This is a genomic window from Rhodococcus sp. NPDC057529 (assembly GCF_042802055.1).
Taxonomy (GTDB): domain Bacteria; phylum Actinomycetota; class Actinomycetes; order Mycobacteriales; family Mycobacteriaceae; genus Rhodococcus_F.
Map to the genome: position 1 here is coordinate 42,249 of NZ_JBHVEY010000009.1, position 17,292 is coordinate 59,540.

The following is a 17,292-nucleotide window of genomic DNA, read 5'->3' on the forward strand; positions in this document are numbered from 1 at the left end:
TCAACCGCCCGCGGTTGAGAAGTACTCACGGGTCAGCGGAGGACGAACAGTTCCCCGAGCAGGGTGGGCGTGAGCACTTCGCCCTTGGGGCCGACGGACGTGCCGACGGTGAACCCCTTCGCCCCGGGCAGCGTGTCCTGATCGAGGGTTTCGCCGGTTCCGGTGTCGAACGTGAGCATCGCCAGTCCGTCCGTGCCGTCGCGGACCACCGCGTACCCGGTGGACCCGGCCGTCTGCGCCGGGACACCCAGCTGCAGCAGATCCTTCCGCTCCCAGACGAGTTCGGCGTGATCGCCCATGTCCTGCAGCGCCAGCAGGTGGCCGTCGGGACCACCCGCGGGGATGATCAGACCGTCCGCGGACGTCGACGGGCTGCCTGCCGCGGCGTACCCGATGTCGTAGCTCCACTTCGCATCACCGGTCGCCGAGTCGATCGCCCACATCGTTCCCCAGTTGTCGTTGGCGTAGACGACGGAGCCGTCCGCCGACAGATCGGGGCTGGACGCGCTGCCGCCCGGCAGAGTGTCGCTGGACCATTCCTGGGTGATCGCCGGGTTGTCGCCACCGGAGTACTTCATCGCGACGAGTTCCGCCTGGGGTGCGCCGGGCGCGAAGAGCGTGAAGTAGAACTTGCCGGACTCGAGGTCGATGGCGGGCATGTTCGCCACCGGGCAGTCGGGGGCGCCGAAGAAGCAGCCGCGCAGGCCCTTGTCGTCGGGGAGGATGTCGACGTTCGCGCCGTCGGCGAGGGAGGGCGGCGGGACGAGATCGTACGGCGCCACGACCTTCTGGCCGTTCTGCGTGTTCACGACATTGATCTGGCCGAGCTGGGTGATGAAGAGGAGATTGCCGTCGCCGGTGAACTGAGCGGACAGCGGGGTCCCGACCACCGGTGTGCGCCAACGCAGCTGGCCGTATTCGTTGAACGAGTTGATGGCGCCGTCCTCGCCGACGTACACGTTGGCGGCGCCGTCGACGACCGGTGTGGACGCCACGACGCCGGGGGCGAGTTGCCGGCACCACCGTTTGCGGCCGCTGTCCATCTGGTAGGAGAAGAGGTTGCAGCCCTTCTCGGTGCGCGCGGTGACGAAGATCTGGCTGCTCGCCGCCACGGACGCGTAATTCGCGACCGGGCCGCCGAGCGGGCGCGACCAGGCGAAGGAGAGGTCGCGGGAACCGGTGACGGGGCTGGTGTCGCTGTTGCGGGCGTCGGCGTGCATGCCGGGCCACCCGCCTGCCGAGAAGATGTCGTCGACCTGCGGCCCGCTGCTGCAGCCGCTGAGGACGACAGTCGAGATCGTCGCCAGCGCCAGTACTGACGAACGTAGGACCCGCCGCATTACATCTCCTCGTCTTCGATAACGCTCGGCCCAGAGACTATCCCGCCGAGGCGGGGCCGAGCGTCAGACCCCGAGGCGGGGCCGAGCGTCAGACCCCGAGGCGGGGCCGAGCACACGCCCCGAGGCGGGGCCGAGCGTCACACCCCGAGGGTGGTGCCGGAGTCCGGACGCACCCGAACGGGGGTGCGGGCGGTGAACGTAGGCTGACAGGCTATGACGAGCATGTGGGGCGCACCGTTGCGTACGAGGTGGCGAGGATCCCGGCGGAGTGACAGTGAGCAGGCCCGCTTCCTGACACGCGCCTCGCTGCGGTGGGTGCTGGCGAACAAGGCGTACACGCCGTGGTACCTGGTGCGGTACTACCGGCTCGCGAAATTCAAGCTCGCCAACCCGCACGTGATCCTGCGCGGCATGGTGTTCCTCGGCAAGAGGGTGGAGATCCATTCGACCCCCGACCTGTCCCGGCTCGAGATCGGCCGGTGGGTCCACATCGGCGATGGCAACGCCATCCGGTGCCACGAGGGTTCGCTGCGCATCGGGGACAAGGTGGTGTTCGGCAAGGACAACGTCGTCAACACGTACCTGGACATCGAGATCGGTGCGTCGACGCTCGTGGCCGACTGGTGCTACATCACTGACTTCGACCACCGCATGGACGACGTGAACGTTCCGATCAAGGACCAGGGCATCGTGAAGGGCCCGGTCCGCATCGGTCCCGACACGTGGGTGGCGGCCAAGGTGACGGTCTTGCGCAACACGCGCGTCGGGCGCGGCTGCGTTCTCGGCGCGCACGCCGTCGTGAAGGGCGACATCCCGGACTTCAGCATCGCGGTCGGGTCGCCGGCCAAGCCTGTGAAGAACCGCAAGGCGGAGTGGGAGGCGGGCGCGGCGGAACGCGCGAAGTACATCGCGGCCCTCGAGGACATCGCCCGGAAGAAGGCGGCGCAGGAGAACTGAGTGGTGCGGTGGCATAGTCGGGAGCATGGCTGCGTCGGACGGCGAACTCGAGGACCGCATCCGGGCGCTTCTCGACGCCCGGGCCGACACCGCGAGCATCTGCCCGTCGGACGTCGCGCGCGCCGTCGCCCCCGATGACTGGCGACCCCTCATGGATCCGGTGCGGGAGGCCGCCAGGCGTCTGGCCGACGCCGGCGTGGTCGAGATCACCCAGAAGGGGGATTTGGTGGATCCGGAATCGGCTCGGGGTCCGATCCGGATCCGGTGGGCCCGCACGAACTGAGCGGCGAATGTACCGTTCGGCGCACAGAAGGCGCCGAACGGTACATTCGCACCGGTCAGCGGCCGGGTAGGGGGCGCTCGGGAATCTCCGGCCGCGCCAGCGGATGCCGCACGCGACGTTTGGCGCCCGCGTAGACGTGGACGGTCTCCTCGGCCACCTTGTGCCAGTCGAAATCGGCGGTGAGGCGGTCGCGGGCGGCGACTGCACGCTGTTGCGCCCCTGCCGGGTCGTCGAGGACCTCCCGGACCGCGGACGTGAGTCCGGTCACGTCGCCCGGCTGGAACGACATGCCGGTTTCGCCGTCGACGACCGCTTCACCGAGACCGCCCGCGGTGGACGCGACGAGCGGGGTTCCGGAGGCGGCGGCCTCGAGCGCGATGATGCCGAACGGCTCGTACCGGCTGGGCAGGACGATGGCGTCGGCGCCGTGCAGCCACCCGAGTAGTTCGACGTGGTCGAGGTTGCCGAGGAAGTGCACGGCGCGGGCGACGCGGTGGGTGCGGGCCTGCTGGTAGAGCCAGGTGAACTGGGTGCCTTCCCCGGCGATGGACAGCGTCGTGCCGGGGTGGCTGCGGCGGATGCGGGGGAGCGCGGCGATGGCGTCCTGCACGCCCTTCTCGTATTCGAGGCGGCCGACGAACAGTAGTTTCGGCGGTCCGGACCGTGGCGCGCGCTCGCGGAAATTCCACGTGGTGAGGTCGATTCCGTTGCGGATCACCGTGATCGGCGGGAGCTGCGGCCCGTAGAGGGTGGTCACTTCGTCCTGCATCGACGCGGAACACGTGATGAGGGCGTCGGATTCGTTGGCCAGCCACCATTCGACCGAATGCACCTGCCGGTTGATCCGCCCCGACACCCAGCCGCTGTGCCGCCCGGCCTCGGTGGCGTGGAGCGTGGAAACCAAAGGGACGTCGTAGAATTCGGCCAGCGCGATGGCCGGGTGCGCCACCAGCCAGTCGTGTGCGTGCACCACGTCCGGTTGCCAGCCCTCCCCGACACCCGGCTTGTGCAGGGCGACGCCGGCCCGCACCATCGCGTGACCCATCGCGAGCGTCCACGCCAGCATGTCTTCGCCGAACACGAAGTGCGCGGGGTCTTCGGCGACGGCGACCACCAGGACGCCGTCCTCGATGTGGGTGACGGTGGGATGGGTCGACGCATCGGTGCCCGACGGCCGCCGCGACAGCACCACCACTTCGTGTCCGGCGGCGGCGAGTTCGGTGGCCAGGTGGTGGACGTGGCGGCCGAGACCGCCGACCACGACGGGTGGGTACTCCCACGACACGATCAGGATCTTCACGACGCCCCTCCCTCGGTGCCCGCCATCCGGTCCGTGGCGGGCAGACGACGCGCGTCGAGCCCGGGGAACAGGTTGTCGGCGCGGTTCCATCCGTGTGCGAGCCTGGCCGCGGCCGTATCCTTGCCCGCCGACACGGCGGCGGCGATCTCCCGGGTGGCGTGCGCGTGCTTGTGTGCCCGGTCGCGGGCGTATCCGGCCGCCGAATCCTTGCTGACCATGAATGCCCAGTCGCTCGACACCGTCATCAGGGCCTCGCGCAGCAGCTGATCGTTCACGCGGTTCCGCAGCGCGGGACGTCCGGGTGCGGCGTCGGCGTCGTGGGTCTTGTCGACGGTGTCGAGGGCGGTCCCGACCACCTCCGAGTTGAGTTGCACCAGGTCCGCGACCTGATCGCCGGCCCACACCCGCCAGTCCTTACCGGATCCCCACGACGAGTTCTCGAGCTGGACGGGTTCGCCGACATAGCCCTGCTGCCGGGCGTCGTCGAGGGTGCCGACCCGGATCCCGGCCTCGGGCAGCGCGCGCAGCACCTTCTCCAGCCACTCGGGGCCCTCGTGCCACCAGTGCCCGAACAGTTCCGTGTCGAACGCGGCGACGACCAGTGCGGGCCGGCCGATCCGGCCGGACTCGTCGCGCAGCCGTTTGCGGATGGTGGCGACGAAGTCGGCCACGTGCCGGTCGACGGCCGCCGACGCGAGGGCGGGGTCGTACGGCGCCTTGTCGGCCGAGTCGACCGTGCGGCCGGTGACCCGGGCCGGTTTGAGTCCGGTGGCGTGGTCGTAGGTATGGAAGTCGCGGTACGCGCCGTGGCCGGGGTAGCCCGATTTCGGCGACCACACCCGGTAGCTGACCTGCAGATCGCGCCCGAACGCGACCACGTCCGACTCCCGGACCGGCCGGCCGAGGGAGGTGTCGCCGCGCAGGGCGGGACCGTCGACCATGAAATGCGTGACGCCGGCCTCGGCGTATCCGGTCTCCATGCCGGGGGTGTACCCGCATTCGGGCCCCCAGATACCTGTCGGCGTGCAATTCCACCGGGCGGCGGCGTCGGCGAGCCCTTCGCGGAGGGAGAACGACCGCAACCGCGGATCGAGCAGCGGCTGGAACGGGTGAGCGAGCGGACCGCCGAGCAGTTCGAACGCCTCGCGGTCGAGGAGATCGCGCAGCACCGGCGAGCCGCCGTGGCGCCAGCGCACCTCGAAGTCGGCGAGCGCCGCGGCGGAGGCACGGTGTTCGCGCGCACCGAGTTCACGGTGCGCGTCGTCGGTCATGCCTGCCGCCTCGTGCGCGCGGATCTGCCAGTTCCCGAGCCAGTGGTGCATACCGGCGAGGCAGTGCGGGTCATCGAGCTGAGCTGCGAGAACGGGGGTGATGCCGAGAGTCAGCAGATGCGAGCGACCCTCGTCGGACAGCCGCCGCAGCATCGCGGTGAGGGGGAGGTACGACGCCGCCCACGACTGGTACAGCCATTCCTCGCCGACGGGCCAGCGGCCGTGGTGGGCGAGCCAGGGCAGGTGGGAATGCAGGACCAGGCAGAACATGCCGGGTTCCGTCGCGTCGCCGGCTCCGGTGCGGTTGTCGGATTCGGTCACCGAACAGGATCCTTCACCGCGATGGCCACCAGGTCGAGGCTGTCGTCGATGTCGCCCTCGTGCAGTGCGAAATCGTCGACGGTGATGCCCTCGACGTCGCGGGTCAGTTCCTCGGGCCACGGTTCGCCGGCGAGAGCGCGGTCGATCTGCGCGCCGATGAACGAGCCGCCGTGCTTCGCGTCGAGGGCCTTCAGTCGCGTGCCGTGGTGCACGCCGGTCATGAGGGCGACGGTGAATCCGGCCTCCTCGAGTAGTTCGGTCAGCTCGGCCGCGTCGAGTTCGCGGGTGTGGAAGGGATTCAGCGGCGTGTCGCGGCCCGGCGAGAACGTGATGCGGTTGGGGGTACTGACGAGCAGCTCCCCTCCGGGGGTCAGCACCCGGAAGCATTCGCGCAGGAATTGTGCTTGGTCCCACAGGTGTTCGATCACCTGGAAATTGACGACGGTGTCGACGGACTCGTCGCCGAGGGGAAGCTCGGCGAGGTTGCCGTGCAGCATCTCGACCCGGGGGTACCGCACGCGGACGTGTTCGACGGCGGAGATGTCGTAGTCGAGTCCGGTGACGCTCTGTGCCACATCGGCAATCATGTTGGCGCCGTAGCCTTCTCCGGATCCGGCCTCGAGTACCCGGCGTTCCGCGCAGCGGGGGAGTAGGTCGCGGTAGACGACCTCGTGCCGCCGGAACCAGTAGTTCTCCTCGGGGATACCGGGCACGGTCCGCTCGCCCGTGAGGGGCAGTGGTGCGTCCTCGCGGTCGCCGACAAATGATTCGCTCACCGCTGCGAGGTTAGTGCCCCCGGCAAGGTCGCTCGTCCAGGTGGTCTACATCACAGCGGTGAAATGCGGTTTCGGCCGTTATGGTGAACGAGACTTTCGCGCAAGTTACCAACGGGTAACTTAGCGTGGGGTAATCTGTCGCAGAGCAGTCGTGCGACGAAATATCGAAGACGAGAGCTCGGCCCGCGCGGAGCGACTCACGATAACCACGCAAGAACACACAGGAGGTCGACGAAGACCCATGACGAACATCGTTGTTTTGATCAAGCAGGTCCCCGACACGTGGTCCGAGCGCAAGCTGACCGACGGCGACTACACGCTTGACCGCGAGGCCGCCGATGCAGTGCTCGACGAGATCAACGAGCGCGCCGTCGAAGAAGCGCTTCTGATCAAGGAGGCCCAGGGCGGCGAGGTGACCGTCCTCTCCGCAGGTCCGGACCGCGCCACCGACGCCATCCGCAAGGCCCTGTCCATGGGTGCCGACAAGGCAGTGCACATCAACGACCCGGCCCTGCACGGCTCCGACGCGGTGCAGACCGCGTGGACCCTGGCCGCGGCGCTCGGGCAGATCACGTTCGAGAACGAAGAGCCCGCCGACCTGATCATCGCCGGCAACGAGGCCACCGACGGCCGCGTCGGCGCCGTTCCGGCCATCATCGCCGAGTACCTGGGCATCCCGCAGCTCACGCAGCTGCGCAAGCTCACCGTCGCCGACGGCACCGTCACCGGTGAGCGCGAGACCGACGAGGGCGTCTTCGGCCTCGAGGCGAGCCTGCCGGCCATCGTCAGCGTCACCGAGAAGATCAACGAGCCCCGCTTCCCCTCCTTCAAGGGCATCATGGCCGCGAAGAAGAAGGAAGTTCTCGTCTACTCGCTGGCCGACCTCGGTGTCGACCCGGAGACCGTCGGTGTCGCCAACGCGGGCACCACCGTCACCGCCTCCACCCCCAAGCCCCCGCGTACCGCTGGTGAGCGCATCGTCGACGAGGGCGACGGCGGCAGCAAGATCGCTGCCTACCTCGTGGGCCAGAAGATCATCTGATCGCGCCCCTCTACAGACCAGCAGACACATACAGGGAGAGTTAGACATGGCAGAAGTACTGGTGCTCGTCGAGCACGCAGAGGGTGCACTGAAGAAGGTCAGCACCGAACTCATCACCGCCGCTCGCGCGCTCGGTGAGCCGGCCGCAGTGGTCACCGGTCCCGCCGGGACCGCCGACAAGCTGGCCGAGGGCCTCGCCGCCGCAGGCGCGGCCAAGATCTACGTCGCCGAGTCGGACGACATCGAGGGCTACCTGGTCACGCCGAAGGTCGACGTGCTCGCCTCGCTCGTCGAGTCGGCCGCCCCGGCCGCGGTCATCACCGCCGCCAGCGTCGAGGGCAAGGAGGTCTCCGGACGTCTTGCTGCCCGCATCGGCTCCGGCCTGCTCGTCGACGTCGTCGACGTGAAGTCCGACGGCAGTGCCGTGCACTCCATCTTCGGTGGCGCGTTCACCGTCGACGCGAAGGCCAACGGCGACGTCCCGGTCATCTCGGTCCGCCCGGGCGCCATCGAGGCGAAGCCCGAAGCCGGTGCAGGCGAGAAGGTTTCCGTCGAGGTTCCGGCCCAGGACGAGGGTGCCGTCAAGATCACCTCGCGTGATCCGATCGTCGGTGGCGACCGCCCCGAACTCACCGAGGCGACCGTCGTCGTCTCCGGTGGTCGCGGTGTCGGCAGCGCCGACAAGTTCACCGTCGTCGAGGAACTCGCCGATTCGCTCGGTGCCGCTGTCGGTGCCTCGCGTGCCGCGGTCGACTCGGGCTACTACCCGGGCCAGTTCCAGGTCGGTCAGACCGGTAAGACGGTCTCCCCGCAGCTGTACATCGCGCTCGGCATCTCCGGTGCCATCCAGCACCGCGCCGGTATGCAGACGTCGAAGACCATCGTCGCCGTGAACAAGGACGAGGAAGCCCCGATCTTCGAGATCGCGGACTTCGGCATCGTCGGCGACCTGTTCAACGTCGCTCCGCAGCTCACCGAGGCCGTCAAGGCGCACAAGGGCTGATCTTCCCCCGACGGCGGCCCCGTTCCCTTTACCGGGAGCGGGGCCGCCGTCGTATCTTCCGTCGTTCATCCGGGCTGCATCGACACGACACCCGGGCGACGCCCCCGCGCCGCCCCTGCTCGGTAAACCTGCGCCATGACAACTTCGTCAGTTCTCCGCGCACCGAGTGAGACCGCCGATTCTGTTGTAACCCCGCCCCGATACTCCCTGGTCGTCTCGTCCGACCGCGAACATCGTGTGGCCGCTCAGCGGTTGCGGTACCGCGTGTTCGCCTCGGAACCCGGTTTCGCCGTCCCCGCGCACGCCGACGCCCTCGACGCCGACCGGTTCGACGACTTCTGCGACCACCTCCTCGTCCGGCACGAGGCGACCGGCGAGTTCGTCGGGTGCTACCGCATGCTCCCGCCCGACGCCGCCGCCCAGGCCGGCGGCTATTACACCGCCACCGAATTCGACATCTCGGCACTCGACCCCGTCGGCAACCGCATCGTCGAGATGGGCCGGGCCTGCGTCGACCCCGATCACCGTTCCGGTTCGGTCCTGAGCCTGATGTGGGCGGGGATCCTCCACTACCTGCAGTTGACAGGATACGAATGGGTCATGGGCTGCGTCTCCGTGCCGATGCGGGAGCACCCGGACGCGGTGGCCGGTTCCAATGTCCGTGGCGTGCGTGATCTGCTGCTCCGCAAGTACGGCAGCGACCCGGCCTCCCGGGTGGTGCCCCGGAACCCGGTGCGCGTCGACGGGCGGTCGCTCGACGAGATCGACCCGCCCGCCCGCCCGGTTCTGCCGCCGCTGCTCCGGGGATATCTCCGCCTCGGCGCCACGGTGTGCGGCGAACCCGCGCACGACCCGGAATTCGGAGTCGCCGACTTCGTCGCCCTGCAGGGACTGCACAACGCGAACGAGCGCTACCTCGACCGCCTGCGTTCGGCTTCGGCCACTTTCGAGGCGGGAGCGCAGGCATGAGCGCCGCCGTGCCGGAGACGGCCGCGGTGCCGGAGACGGCTGCAGTGCCCGTGCATTCGTGGATGCCGTCGAGTCCGTGCGGCGCGGGATGCCTGCCGGCGGAGGCGAACGCCGTGTCGATCCCGACCGTGGTAGTCCGGTGGTGCCTCGTGGTGTCGGCGCTGGCGACGGCGCCGCTCCTGACCGCGGGGTGGTTGCTGCCGCGGTCGTGGCGGACGGGTCTGCAGCGTCGGTACGCGGCGGTTCTGCTGCGCTGCGTGGGAATTCGCCTCGTCGTGGTCGATCACCGCGGAAAGCGCAGACACGCCGGCGGACTTCTGGTGGTGGCCGGCCACGTGTCGTGGACCGACGTGCTGGTGCTCAGCGCGCTGGCACCGGCGAACTTCGTCGCCCGCGGCGATCTGCTGGACTGGCCGATTCTGGGCTCGCTCGCCCGGCGGATGCGGGTCGTCCCGATCGAACGGCAGAGCCTGCGGGCGCTCCCGGGCACGGTGGCGACGACGGCGGGCAGGCTCCGCGACGGCGAACGCGTCGTCGCGTTCCCGGAAGGCACCACGTGGTGTGGACGGGCGTACGGCGGATTCCGGCCCGCGCTGTTCCAGGCGGCGATCGACGCGGAGTGCCCGGTCCAGCCGATCTCGCTGCGATACACCGGCCGGGGCGGGGAACTGACGACCGGGCCGTGCTTCGTCGGCGAGGAGACGATCGGCCGGTCGATCCGGCGCATCATCCGCCAGAAGGGCGTCAACGCCGAGGTCCGACTGGCGCCGATCGAGTATCCGGGGGAGTGCCGCCGCGATCTGGCGGTCCGATGCGAACGCGCCGCGCGAGGCGACCAACGGATCGATCTCGCAGCGCACGACATCGTCGATCCGCTGCAGGGTGCGGTCGGGACGGCGGCTGCGGGCATCGAGGCGGCGGAGCGTCTCGTCGCCTGAGCTATCCTGGTCACGTCATGACCTCTGCCCGCAGTGCCGATCACCCCGTCTACCTGGACCACGCAGCCACCACTCCCATGGTGCCGGCGGCCGTCCGGGCGATGACCGACATCTTCAGTACCGTGGGCAATGCGTCCTCGCTGCACGGTTCCGGGCGCGCCGCCCGCCGTCGCATCGAGGAGGCCCGCGAGTCCATCGCCGCCGACCTCGGCGCCAGGCCGTCCGAGGTCATCTTCACCTCCGGTGGCACCGAGAGCGACAACCTCGCGGTCAAGGGCATCTTCTGGGCACGGCGTGACGCCGACCCGGGACGGGTGCGGATCTTGGCCAGTGCCGTCGAGCATCATGCGGTGCTCGACGCGGTGGAGTGGCTCGAGAAGCACGAGGGCGCACACGTCACGTGGCTGCCCGTCGACGAACTGGGCCGGGTGTCGCCCCAGGCGCTGCGCGACGAACTCGCCGTCCACGCGGACGAGACCGCGCTGGTCACGATCATGTGGGCCAACAACGAGGTCGGCACGATCATGCCGATCGCCGAACTCGCCGCGGTGGCGGCCGAGTTCGACGTGCCCATGCACAGCGACGCCGTCCAGGCCGTCACCCACGTTCCCGTGGACTTCGCTGCCAGCGGGCTGTCCGCGCTGAGCATCGCCGCGCACAAGGTCGGCGGACCGCAGGGCGTCGGTGCGCTCCTGCTGGGACGGCAGGTGCCGTGTGTGCCGCTGCTGCACGGCGGGGGACACGAACGCGACTTGCGTTCGGGCACCCCGGACACCGCCGGCGTCGTCGGCATGGCGGCGGCGCTGCGCGACGCGACCGCGAACCTCGACTCCCGCGCCGCGGAACTGTCCGTCCTGCGCGACCGGCTCATCGACCGCGTCGGCGAGATCGTCCCGGACGCCGTGCTGAACGGTCCGGTGGGCAGTGCGCGTCTGCCGGGCAACGCCCACTTCACGTTCCCCGGCTGCGAGGGTGATTCGCTGCTGATGCTGCTCGACGCCGCCGGGATCGAGTGTTCGACCGGTTCGGCGTGCACCGCCGGTGTCGCCCGCCCGAGCCACGTCCTGACCGCGATGGGCGTGGAGGCCGCGACCGCGCGCGGGTCGTTGCGCTTCTCGTTCGGGCACACGTCGACGGTCGCGGACGTGGATGCAGTCATCGCGGCACTGCCGCAAGTTGTGGAGCGGGCCCGCGCCGCCGGGCTCGCCGGTGTCGGAGCGCGTGGAGGGAATCGTTGATGCGAGTACTGGCGGCCATGAGCGGCGGCGTCGATTCCGCCGTGGCGGCGGCACGGGCAGTCGCTGCCGGACACGACGTGGTGGGCGTGCACCTCGCACTGTCCGCCGAGCCGGGCACGCTGCGCACCGGCTCCCGGGGCTGCTGCTCCAAGGAGGACGCCGGTGATGCCCGGCGCGCCGCGGACGTGCTCGGAATCCCGTTCTACGTCTGGGATTTCGCCGACCGCTTCAAGGAAGACGTGATCGACGACTTCGTGGCGTCCTATGCGGCGGGGGAGACCCCCAACCCGTGCCTGCGGTGCAACGAGAAGATCAAGTTCGCGGCGCTCGCGGACCGCGCGATCGCCCTCGGGTTCGACGCGGTGGCCACCGGCCACTACGCGCAGCTCGACAACGGTGTGCTGCGCCGGGCCGTCGACGCGGACAAGGACCAGTCGTACGTGCTCGGTGTGTTGACGGCCGAGCAGCTGTCGCGGGCGATGTTCCCCGTGGGCGACACCCCGAAGGACCGGATCCGGGAGGAGGCCGCCGAACGCGGCCTCGCGGTGGCGAACAAGCCCGACAGTCACGACATCTGCTTCATCCCGTCCGGTGACACCCGGGCGTTCCTCGGCGCCCACATCGGTGTCCGCCCGGGCAGCGTGGTCGACGCCGATTCGGGTGAGGTGCTCGCGGAACACGAAGGCGTGCACGGGTTCACGATCGGCCAGCGAAAGGGGCTCGGCGTCCAGGGGCCCGCGGCCGACGGACAGCCGCGGTACGTGACGTCGATCGAACCCGAAACCGGCACCGTCCGTGTCGGTTCGGCACGCAACCTCGAGGTGCACGCGATCACCGCGGACCGCGCCGTGTGGACGTCCGGAAGCGCCCCGGCGGGACCGGTCGAATGCACCGTGCAGGTACGCGCGCACGGCGGACTCGCCGAGGCCGTGGCGGAAGCCGTCGACGGCGGTATCCGCATCTCGCTGCGCGAACCGCTGACCGGTGTCGCGAAGGGGCAGGCCGTCGTTTTGTACCGGACCGACCCGGCAGGCGACATCGTGCTGGGCAGCGGAACCATCTCGGGTACCGACGCGCGTCCGAACACGCAGTGACGCAGGATATCTCGCTGGCCGGTGCCGTCACCGGCGTCGGTTCGTGGCCCGGAACGGATCCGCGCGAAGCCGCCACCGTCGTCCTCGGCGAACTCGGCAGGCTTCCGCACCTGGTGGAGTTGCCGGCCCGCGGGCTCGGCGCCGACATGATCGGCCGCGCCAGCGCCCTGCTCGTGGACCTGCAATTGGACGTGTCCACGTCCGCCTACCGTGTGGTGCAGCGTCGCGGCTCGGTCGCCAAACGGGCGACCGACCTCCTGAACCAGGACCTCGACGCGCTCGAGGAAGCGTGGGAGAGTGCGGGGCTCGTCGGGGCCGATCACGTGCTGAAGGTGCAGTCGGTGGGTCCTCTCACGCTGGCGGCCGAGGTGGAACTCGGCACCGGAAGGCGCGTGCTCACCGACCCCGGTGCGGTGCGCGACTTCGCCGAATCGCTGGGTGAAGGGCTCGCGCGGCACGCCGCGGAGGTCACCCGGCGTCTCGGTGTTCAGGTGCTGATCCAGTTCGACGAGCCACGACTGCCCGCGGTGCTGGCGGGCACGCTGTCCGGTCGGTCGAGGCTCGAGACCGTGCGGGCGATGCCGGAACCGGAGGCCCTCGCCGTGCTCGAGGCTGCCCTCGCCGGGTCCGGCGGAGTGACCATGGTGCACTGCTGCTCCGCGGATCTGCCCACCGACCTGCTGCGGCGCAGCAGTGCGCGCGCAGTCGGGCTGGACGTGTCGCAGCTGGCGCCGTCGGACCTGGACGGCATCGGCGAGTTGCTCGACGCGGGCAAGGAGTTGGTGCTGGGGCTGATCCCGACCGCCGCCCCCGCCGCGCCCGCCACCTGGCGCGACCTGGCCCGACCTGCGGTGACGCTGATCGACCGGCTCGGATTTCCGCGCACGACTCTGCGGACCCAGGTCGCCGTGACACCGGCCTGCGGACTCGCGGGCGCCGACGCGTCCTGGAGCCGCGACGCGCTGAAGTTCTGTGCCGAGGTGAGCAGCGCGTTCACCGACGACCCCGAATCGCTCTGAGTCCGGCGTTCGGTGTCGGCCGGACCGGTTAATCTTCGATGGTGAGTGAATCGACCGAAGCCCCGACACCGGCCCCCGGACACGTCCGGGAGCACTGGAACGAGCTGGCCGAGGAAGTGCGGCAGCACCAGTTCCGCTACTACGTCCGCGACGCGCCCATCATCTCCGACGGAGAGTTCGACGTGCTGCTGGGCGAGCTGAACGACCTCGAGAACCAGTACCCCGACCTGCGGACGCCGGATTCGCCGACCCAGCTCGTCGGCGGCGGATTCGCCACCGACTTCGCCTCCGCCGATCACCTCGAGCGGATGCTGAGCCTCGACAACGTCTTCGCGACCGACGAACTGCGCACCTGGATCAGCCGGGTGGAGCAGGAGACCGGCCCCGACCTGCACTACCTGTGCGAGGTGAAGATCGACGGAGTCGCGCTGAACCTGGTGTACGAGAACGGCAGACTGGTCCGCGCCGCCACCCGCGGCGACGGCCGGACCGGCGAGGAAGTGACGCTCAACGCCCGGACCATCGACGACATCCCGGAAAAGCTCACCGGCACAGACGAATACCCGGTTCCGGCGCTCCTCGAGGTGCGGGGCGAGGTGTTCTTCCGGCTCGAGGACTTCGCGGCGCTCAACGCGGCGCTCGTCGAGGAGGGCAAAGCGCCGTTCGCGAATCCCCGGAACTCCGCGGCCGGGTCGCTGCGGCAGAAGAATCCGGCCGTCACGGCCCGCAGGCGCCTCGGCATGATCTGCCACGGCCTCGGCCGGAGCGAAGGATTCGAGCCCGCCTCCCAGTACGACGCGTACACGGCGCTGGCGGCGTGGGGCCTGCCCGTGTCGACCCACACCGTCCGGGTCACCGGCGCGGACGCCGTCGTGGACCGCGTGCAGTACTGGGGCGAGCATCGGCACGACGTGGAGCACGAGATCGACGGCCTGGTGGTCAAGGTCGACGAGACGTCGCTGCAACGCCGATTGGGGTCCACGTCGCGGGCGCCGCGCTGGGCGATCGCGTACAAGTACCCGCCGGAGGAGGCCACCACCAAGCTCCTCGACATCCGGGTCAACGTCGGCCGCACCGGCCGGGTCACCCCGTTCGCATACATGGAACCGGTCACCGTCGCCGGATCGACCGTCTCCCTCGCCACCCTGCACAACGGCTCCGAGGTCAAACGCAAGGGCGTGCTGATCGGTGACACGGTGGTGCTGCGCAAGGCCGGCGACGTGATTCCCGAGGTCCTCGGGCCCGTGGTCGACGCCAGGACCGGCGACGAATACGAGTTCGTGATGCCGGCGAACTGCCCGGAGTGCGACACGCCGCTCGCTCCCGCCAAGGAGGGCGACGCGGACATCCGCTGCCCCAACCAGCAGTACTGCCCCGCGCAACTCCGGGAACGCGTATTCCACGTCGCGGGCCGCGGTGCGTTCGACATCGAGGTGCTCGGCTACGAGGCCGCGACGAGCCTGCTCGAAGCGAAGGCGATCGGCGACGAAGGCGACCTGTTCTCGCTCACCGAAGACGACCTGCTGAAGACGGCGCTGTTCCGGACCAAGGCAGGCGGGCTGTCGGCCAACGGCCGCAGGCTGCTCGACAATCTCGATTCCGCCAAGGACAAGCCGCTGTGGCGGGTGCTGGTCGCCCTGTCCATCCGCCACGTCGGTCCGACGGCGGCGCGGGCGCTCGCGGGCGAGTTCGGGTCGCTCGACCGGATCCGGGAAAGCTCCGTCGAGGAACTCGCGGCGGTCGACGGGGTCGGCGGCACCATCGCCGCGGCCGTCGCCGAATGGTTCGGCGTCGACTGGCACCGGCAGATCGTCGACAAGTGGTCGGCGGCCGGTGTGCGCATGGAAGACGAACGCGACGAATCGATTCCGCGCAACCTCGAGGGCCTGTCGATCGTCGTCACGGGTTCGCTCGAGACGTTCTCCCGCGACCAGGCGAAGGAGGCGATCCTCGTCCGGGGCGGCAAGGCCGCGGGTTCGGTGTCGAAGAAGACGGCGTTCGTGGTGGCCGGCGAATCCCCGGGGTCGAAGCACGACAAGGCCGTCGAACTCGGTGTGCCGGTCCTCGACGAGGACGGCTTCCGCCGACTGCTGGAGGGCGGACCGGACGCCGTCGCGGATTCCGGAGTGTGACGGGAACCTCACGCTCGAGTTTTGGGCGGCGTGAGGTGTCCTGTCATAGTTCTGGACATGATCGAGATTCGGAATGCGACGCCGGACGAGTACGAGGCCGTCAGCGACCTCACGGTGATCGCCTACGTGGGCGGCGGACACGTCGAGGCACACGATCCGTACACGAACCGGTTGCGCGACACCGCTGAGCGGGCGGACAAGGCGGAGGTCCGGGTGGCGGTGATGGAGGGCCGGGTCGTGGGTTCCGTCACGATCGCGGAACCGGCGTCCCCGTACGCGGACGTCGCGCAGCCGGGGGAACTCGAATTCCGGATGCTTGCCGTGTCACCCGACGCCCGCGGCACCGGCGTCGGGTCGGCGCTCGTGCGGCACGTGCTCGACACGGCCTACGACCGCGGCGATCGCGCGGTGGTGATGTCGACGCAGCCCGACATGGAAGACGCCCGCCGCATCTACGACCGCAACGGATTCGTTCCTGTGCCCGAACGTAATTGGGCGCCCGTCCCGGGTGTCGAGCTCACCGTCCTGGTCCGCGAACTCGTCTGAGACGACCACGGCCCCGGACCTTCCGGCCCGGGGCGGAAGGTCAGCTCAGCACGGTCGCGATGATGCCGGCGAGGTAGCCCAGCCGGGCGATCTCGGACGGCCGGAACTCCGGGCCGCCCGGTCGGCCGAGCATCAGCACCCGGCCTGTGGTTCCGAGGGGAGCCGCGGCGAGGGTGGTGTTCATGTCGCGCCACACCTGCGGCACCCAGTCGCCCTCGCCGTCCAGCGCCGTGGGCTTCTCCAGCGGCATCCACGGAATCTCGGTGGCGTGCGTCTCGGGCGCTCCCGAGCTGCCGACCACCCGGTATGCGCCGTGTGGGCCGAGATCTGCGACCACGGACCAGCCGACCCGGAGCACCCGCGGTGCGCCGTCGACGAGGACCTGCAGCCGATCGTCCGCGGCGGTGGCGACCTGGTCGATGAGCTCGAGCTCGCGGTGGGTGTCGAGGATTCCGGCGTACGGCCGGATGGAGTCGACGGTGACGCCGGGCAGGTTCTCGGCGGCCGTGATGAGGGTGTCGGGGAGCGATCCCGGCTCGACATCGACCACGAGGTCGTCGATGGCGAATCCGGCACCCCGTTCCACCACGTCGAGCGACAGAATGTCAGCACCCACCGAGCCCAGGGCGACGGCGAGAGAGCCGAGGCTACCGGGACGGTCGGGGAGCTGGACGCGAAGCAGATACGACACGTGCGTCCCTTTCACCACGAGATAGACGCGGGAGTACCTGCGACCCCCGTCGCTCACCATCCTTGCACTTTCGTTCCCGAGTATGCGGTCCCCCCTGCGGCTTCGCCCGGGTCGGGACGGGGACTCGCAGGTCGTGCTCGATTCGTGACATCGCCGATACGGATTCGCCTCGTGCGCGAAACACGACAGCCCAAACATGGGTGCATGAACACCACGGCAACGGGAGTGACGACGTCCGCCTCGAGGCGGGTGGCGGCGGGCCGGGAACAGGAATTCCTGCGCTGGACGGACGCGGGGATGGCGATGGCGGGCACGTTCCCGGGGTTCCTCGGCGGGCGCTGGCTGCACGGCTGATCCGACCACTGCTCTAGG

The 17,292-nt window shown here is 69.7% G+C and carries 17 protein-coding genes; 12 read left to right on the forward strand and 5 right to left on the reverse strand.

The genetic code is table 11. The features are described 5' to 3' along the window. Window positions 1–32: 32 nt before the first annotated feature. The gene (locus tag ACFU5V_RS18940) at window positions 33–1,340 is read right to left on the reverse strand and encodes a PQQ-binding-like beta-propeller repeat protein (protein WP_378701197.1); all 1,308 of its coding nucleotides are present in this window, start codon (window positions 1,338–1,340) and stop codon (window positions 33–35) included. Window positions 1,341–1,553: 213 nt separating this feature from the next. Here ACFU5V_RS18940 and ACFU5V_RS18945 point away from each other — a divergent pair, with 213 nt between their 5' ends. Together ACFU5V_RS18945 and ACFU5V_RS18950 are read left to right on the forward strand one after the other, a co-directional pair. Continuing rightward, entirely contained in the window at window positions 1,554–2,297 is a 744-nt protein-coding gene (locus ACFU5V_RS18945) for an acyltransferase (protein WP_378442403.1), read from the forward strand. A gap of 25 nt (window positions 2,298–2,322) precedes the next feature. After that, window positions 2,323–2,580, forward strand: a complete 258-nt coding sequence (locus ACFU5V_RS18950) for a DUF3253 domain-containing protein (protein ID WP_378701199.1) — start codon at window positions 2,323–2,325, stop codon at window positions 2,578–2,580. A 55-nt stretch (window positions 2,581–2,635) separates the two neighbouring features. On the opposite strand, the gene ACFU5V_RS18955 is transcribed toward ACFU5V_RS18950, so the two are convergent. Genes ACFU5V_RS18955 through ACFU5V_RS18965 form a run of 3 tightly spaced genes read right to left on the reverse strand, consistent with a single transcriptional unit; the run spans window position 2,636 to window position 6,248 of the window. Beyond that, window positions 2,636–3,880: a glycosyltransferase family 4 protein gene (locus tag ACFU5V_RS18955; protein ID WP_378701201.1), complete on the reverse strand. Its 1,245-nt coding sequence runs from the start codon at window positions 3,878–3,880 to the stop codon at window positions 2,636–2,638. Beyond that, complete coding sequence (locus ACFU5V_RS18960) at window positions 3,877–5,472, reverse strand: 1,4-alpha-glucan branching protein domain-containing protein (RefSeq protein ID WP_378701203.1); 1,596 nt, start codon at window positions 5,470–5,472, stop codon at window positions 3,877–3,879. Before ACFU5V_RS18960 ends, ACFU5V_RS18955 begins: the two co-directional genes overlap by 4 nt. Next, window positions 5,469–6,248, reverse strand: a complete 780-nt coding sequence (locus ACFU5V_RS18965) for a class I SAM-dependent methyltransferase (RefSeq protein WP_378701205.1) — start codon at window positions 6,246–6,248, stop codon at window positions 5,469–5,471. The genes ACFU5V_RS18960 and ACFU5V_RS18965 overlap by 4 nt, the downstream gene beginning before the upstream one ends. 241 nt (window positions 6,249–6,489) lie before the next feature. On the opposite strand from ACFU5V_RS18965, the gene ACFU5V_RS18970 reads away from it, so the two are divergent. From ACFU5V_RS18970 to ACFU5V_RS19010, 9 genes are all read left to right on the forward strand, one after another. After that, a complete protein-coding gene (locus ACFU5V_RS18970; RefSeq protein WP_378701207.1) occupies window positions 6,490–7,290 on the forward strand; it encodes an electron transfer flavoprotein subunit beta/FixA family protein in 801 nt (266 codons plus the stop codon). 46 nt (window positions 7,291–7,336) lie between these two features. Then, window positions 7,337–8,293, forward strand: coding sequence for an electron transfer flavoprotein subunit alpha/FixB family protein (locus ACFU5V_RS18975; protein ID WP_124392728.1), 957 nt, complete (start codon window positions 7,337–7,339; stop codon window positions 8,291–8,293). Between the two features lie 135 nt (window positions 8,294–8,428). Further along, the gene (locus ACFU5V_RS18980; RefSeq protein ID WP_378436342.1) at window positions 8,429–9,262 is read left to right on the forward strand and encodes a GNAT family N-acetyltransferase; all 834 of its coding nucleotides are present in this window, start codon (window positions 8,429–8,431) and stop codon (window positions 9,260–9,262) included. Further along, complete coding sequence (locus ACFU5V_RS18985; RefSeq protein WP_378701209.1) at window positions 9,259–10,200, forward strand: lysophospholipid acyltransferase family protein; 942 nt, start codon at window positions 9,259–9,261, stop codon at window positions 10,198–10,200. Before ACFU5V_RS18980 ends, ACFU5V_RS18985 begins: the two co-directional genes overlap by 4 nt. Window positions 10,201–10,217: 17 nt before the next feature. Beyond that, entirely contained in the window at window positions 10,218–11,438 is a 1,221-nt protein-coding gene (locus ACFU5V_RS18990; RefSeq protein WP_378436346.1) for a cysteine desulfurase family protein, read from the forward strand. After that, on the forward strand, window positions 11,438–12,532 hold the full coding sequence (gene mnmA, locus ACFU5V_RS18995; protein ID WP_378436348.1) for a tRNA 2-thiouridine(34) synthase MnmA: 1,095 nt from the start codon (window positions 11,438–11,440) through the stop codon (window positions 12,530–12,532). Before ACFU5V_RS18990 ends, mnmA begins: the two co-directional genes overlap by 1 nt. Continuing rightward, complete coding sequence (locus tag ACFU5V_RS19000; RefSeq protein WP_378701211.1) at window positions 12,529–13,551, forward strand: methionine synthase; 1,023 nt, start codon at window positions 12,529–12,531, stop codon at window positions 13,549–13,551. Before mnmA ends, ACFU5V_RS19000 begins: the two co-directional genes overlap by 4 nt. Window positions 13,552–13,592: 41 nt before the next feature. Beyond that, window positions 13,593–15,683, forward strand: coding sequence for an NAD-dependent DNA ligase LigA (gene ligA / locus ACFU5V_RS19005; RefSeq protein WP_378436352.1), 2,091 nt, complete (start codon window positions 13,593–13,595; stop codon window positions 15,681–15,683). 57 nt (window positions 15,684–15,740) lie between these two features. After that, window positions 15,741–16,229, forward strand: a complete 489-nt coding sequence (locus ACFU5V_RS19010; RefSeq protein ID WP_378436354.1) for a GNAT family N-acetyltransferase — start codon at window positions 15,741–15,743, stop codon at window positions 16,227–16,229. 40 nt (window positions 16,230–16,269) lie between these two features. On the opposite strand, the gene ACFU5V_RS19015 is transcribed toward ACFU5V_RS19010, so the two are convergent. Continuing rightward, window positions 16,270–16,920, reverse strand: coding sequence for an amino acid-binding protein (locus tag ACFU5V_RS19015; protein ID WP_025432327.1), 651 nt, complete (start codon window positions 16,918–16,920; stop codon window positions 16,270–16,272). A gap of 204 nt (window positions 16,921–17,124) precedes the next feature. Between ACFU5V_RS19015 and ACFU5V_RS19020 the strand changes: the two genes are divergently transcribed. Further along, window positions 17,125–17,274, forward strand: a complete 150-nt coding sequence (locus ACFU5V_RS19020; RefSeq protein WP_378701214.1) for a hypothetical protein — start codon at window positions 17,125–17,127, stop codon at window positions 17,272–17,274. The last annotated feature ends 18 nt before the right edge of the window (window positions 17,275–17,292 follow it).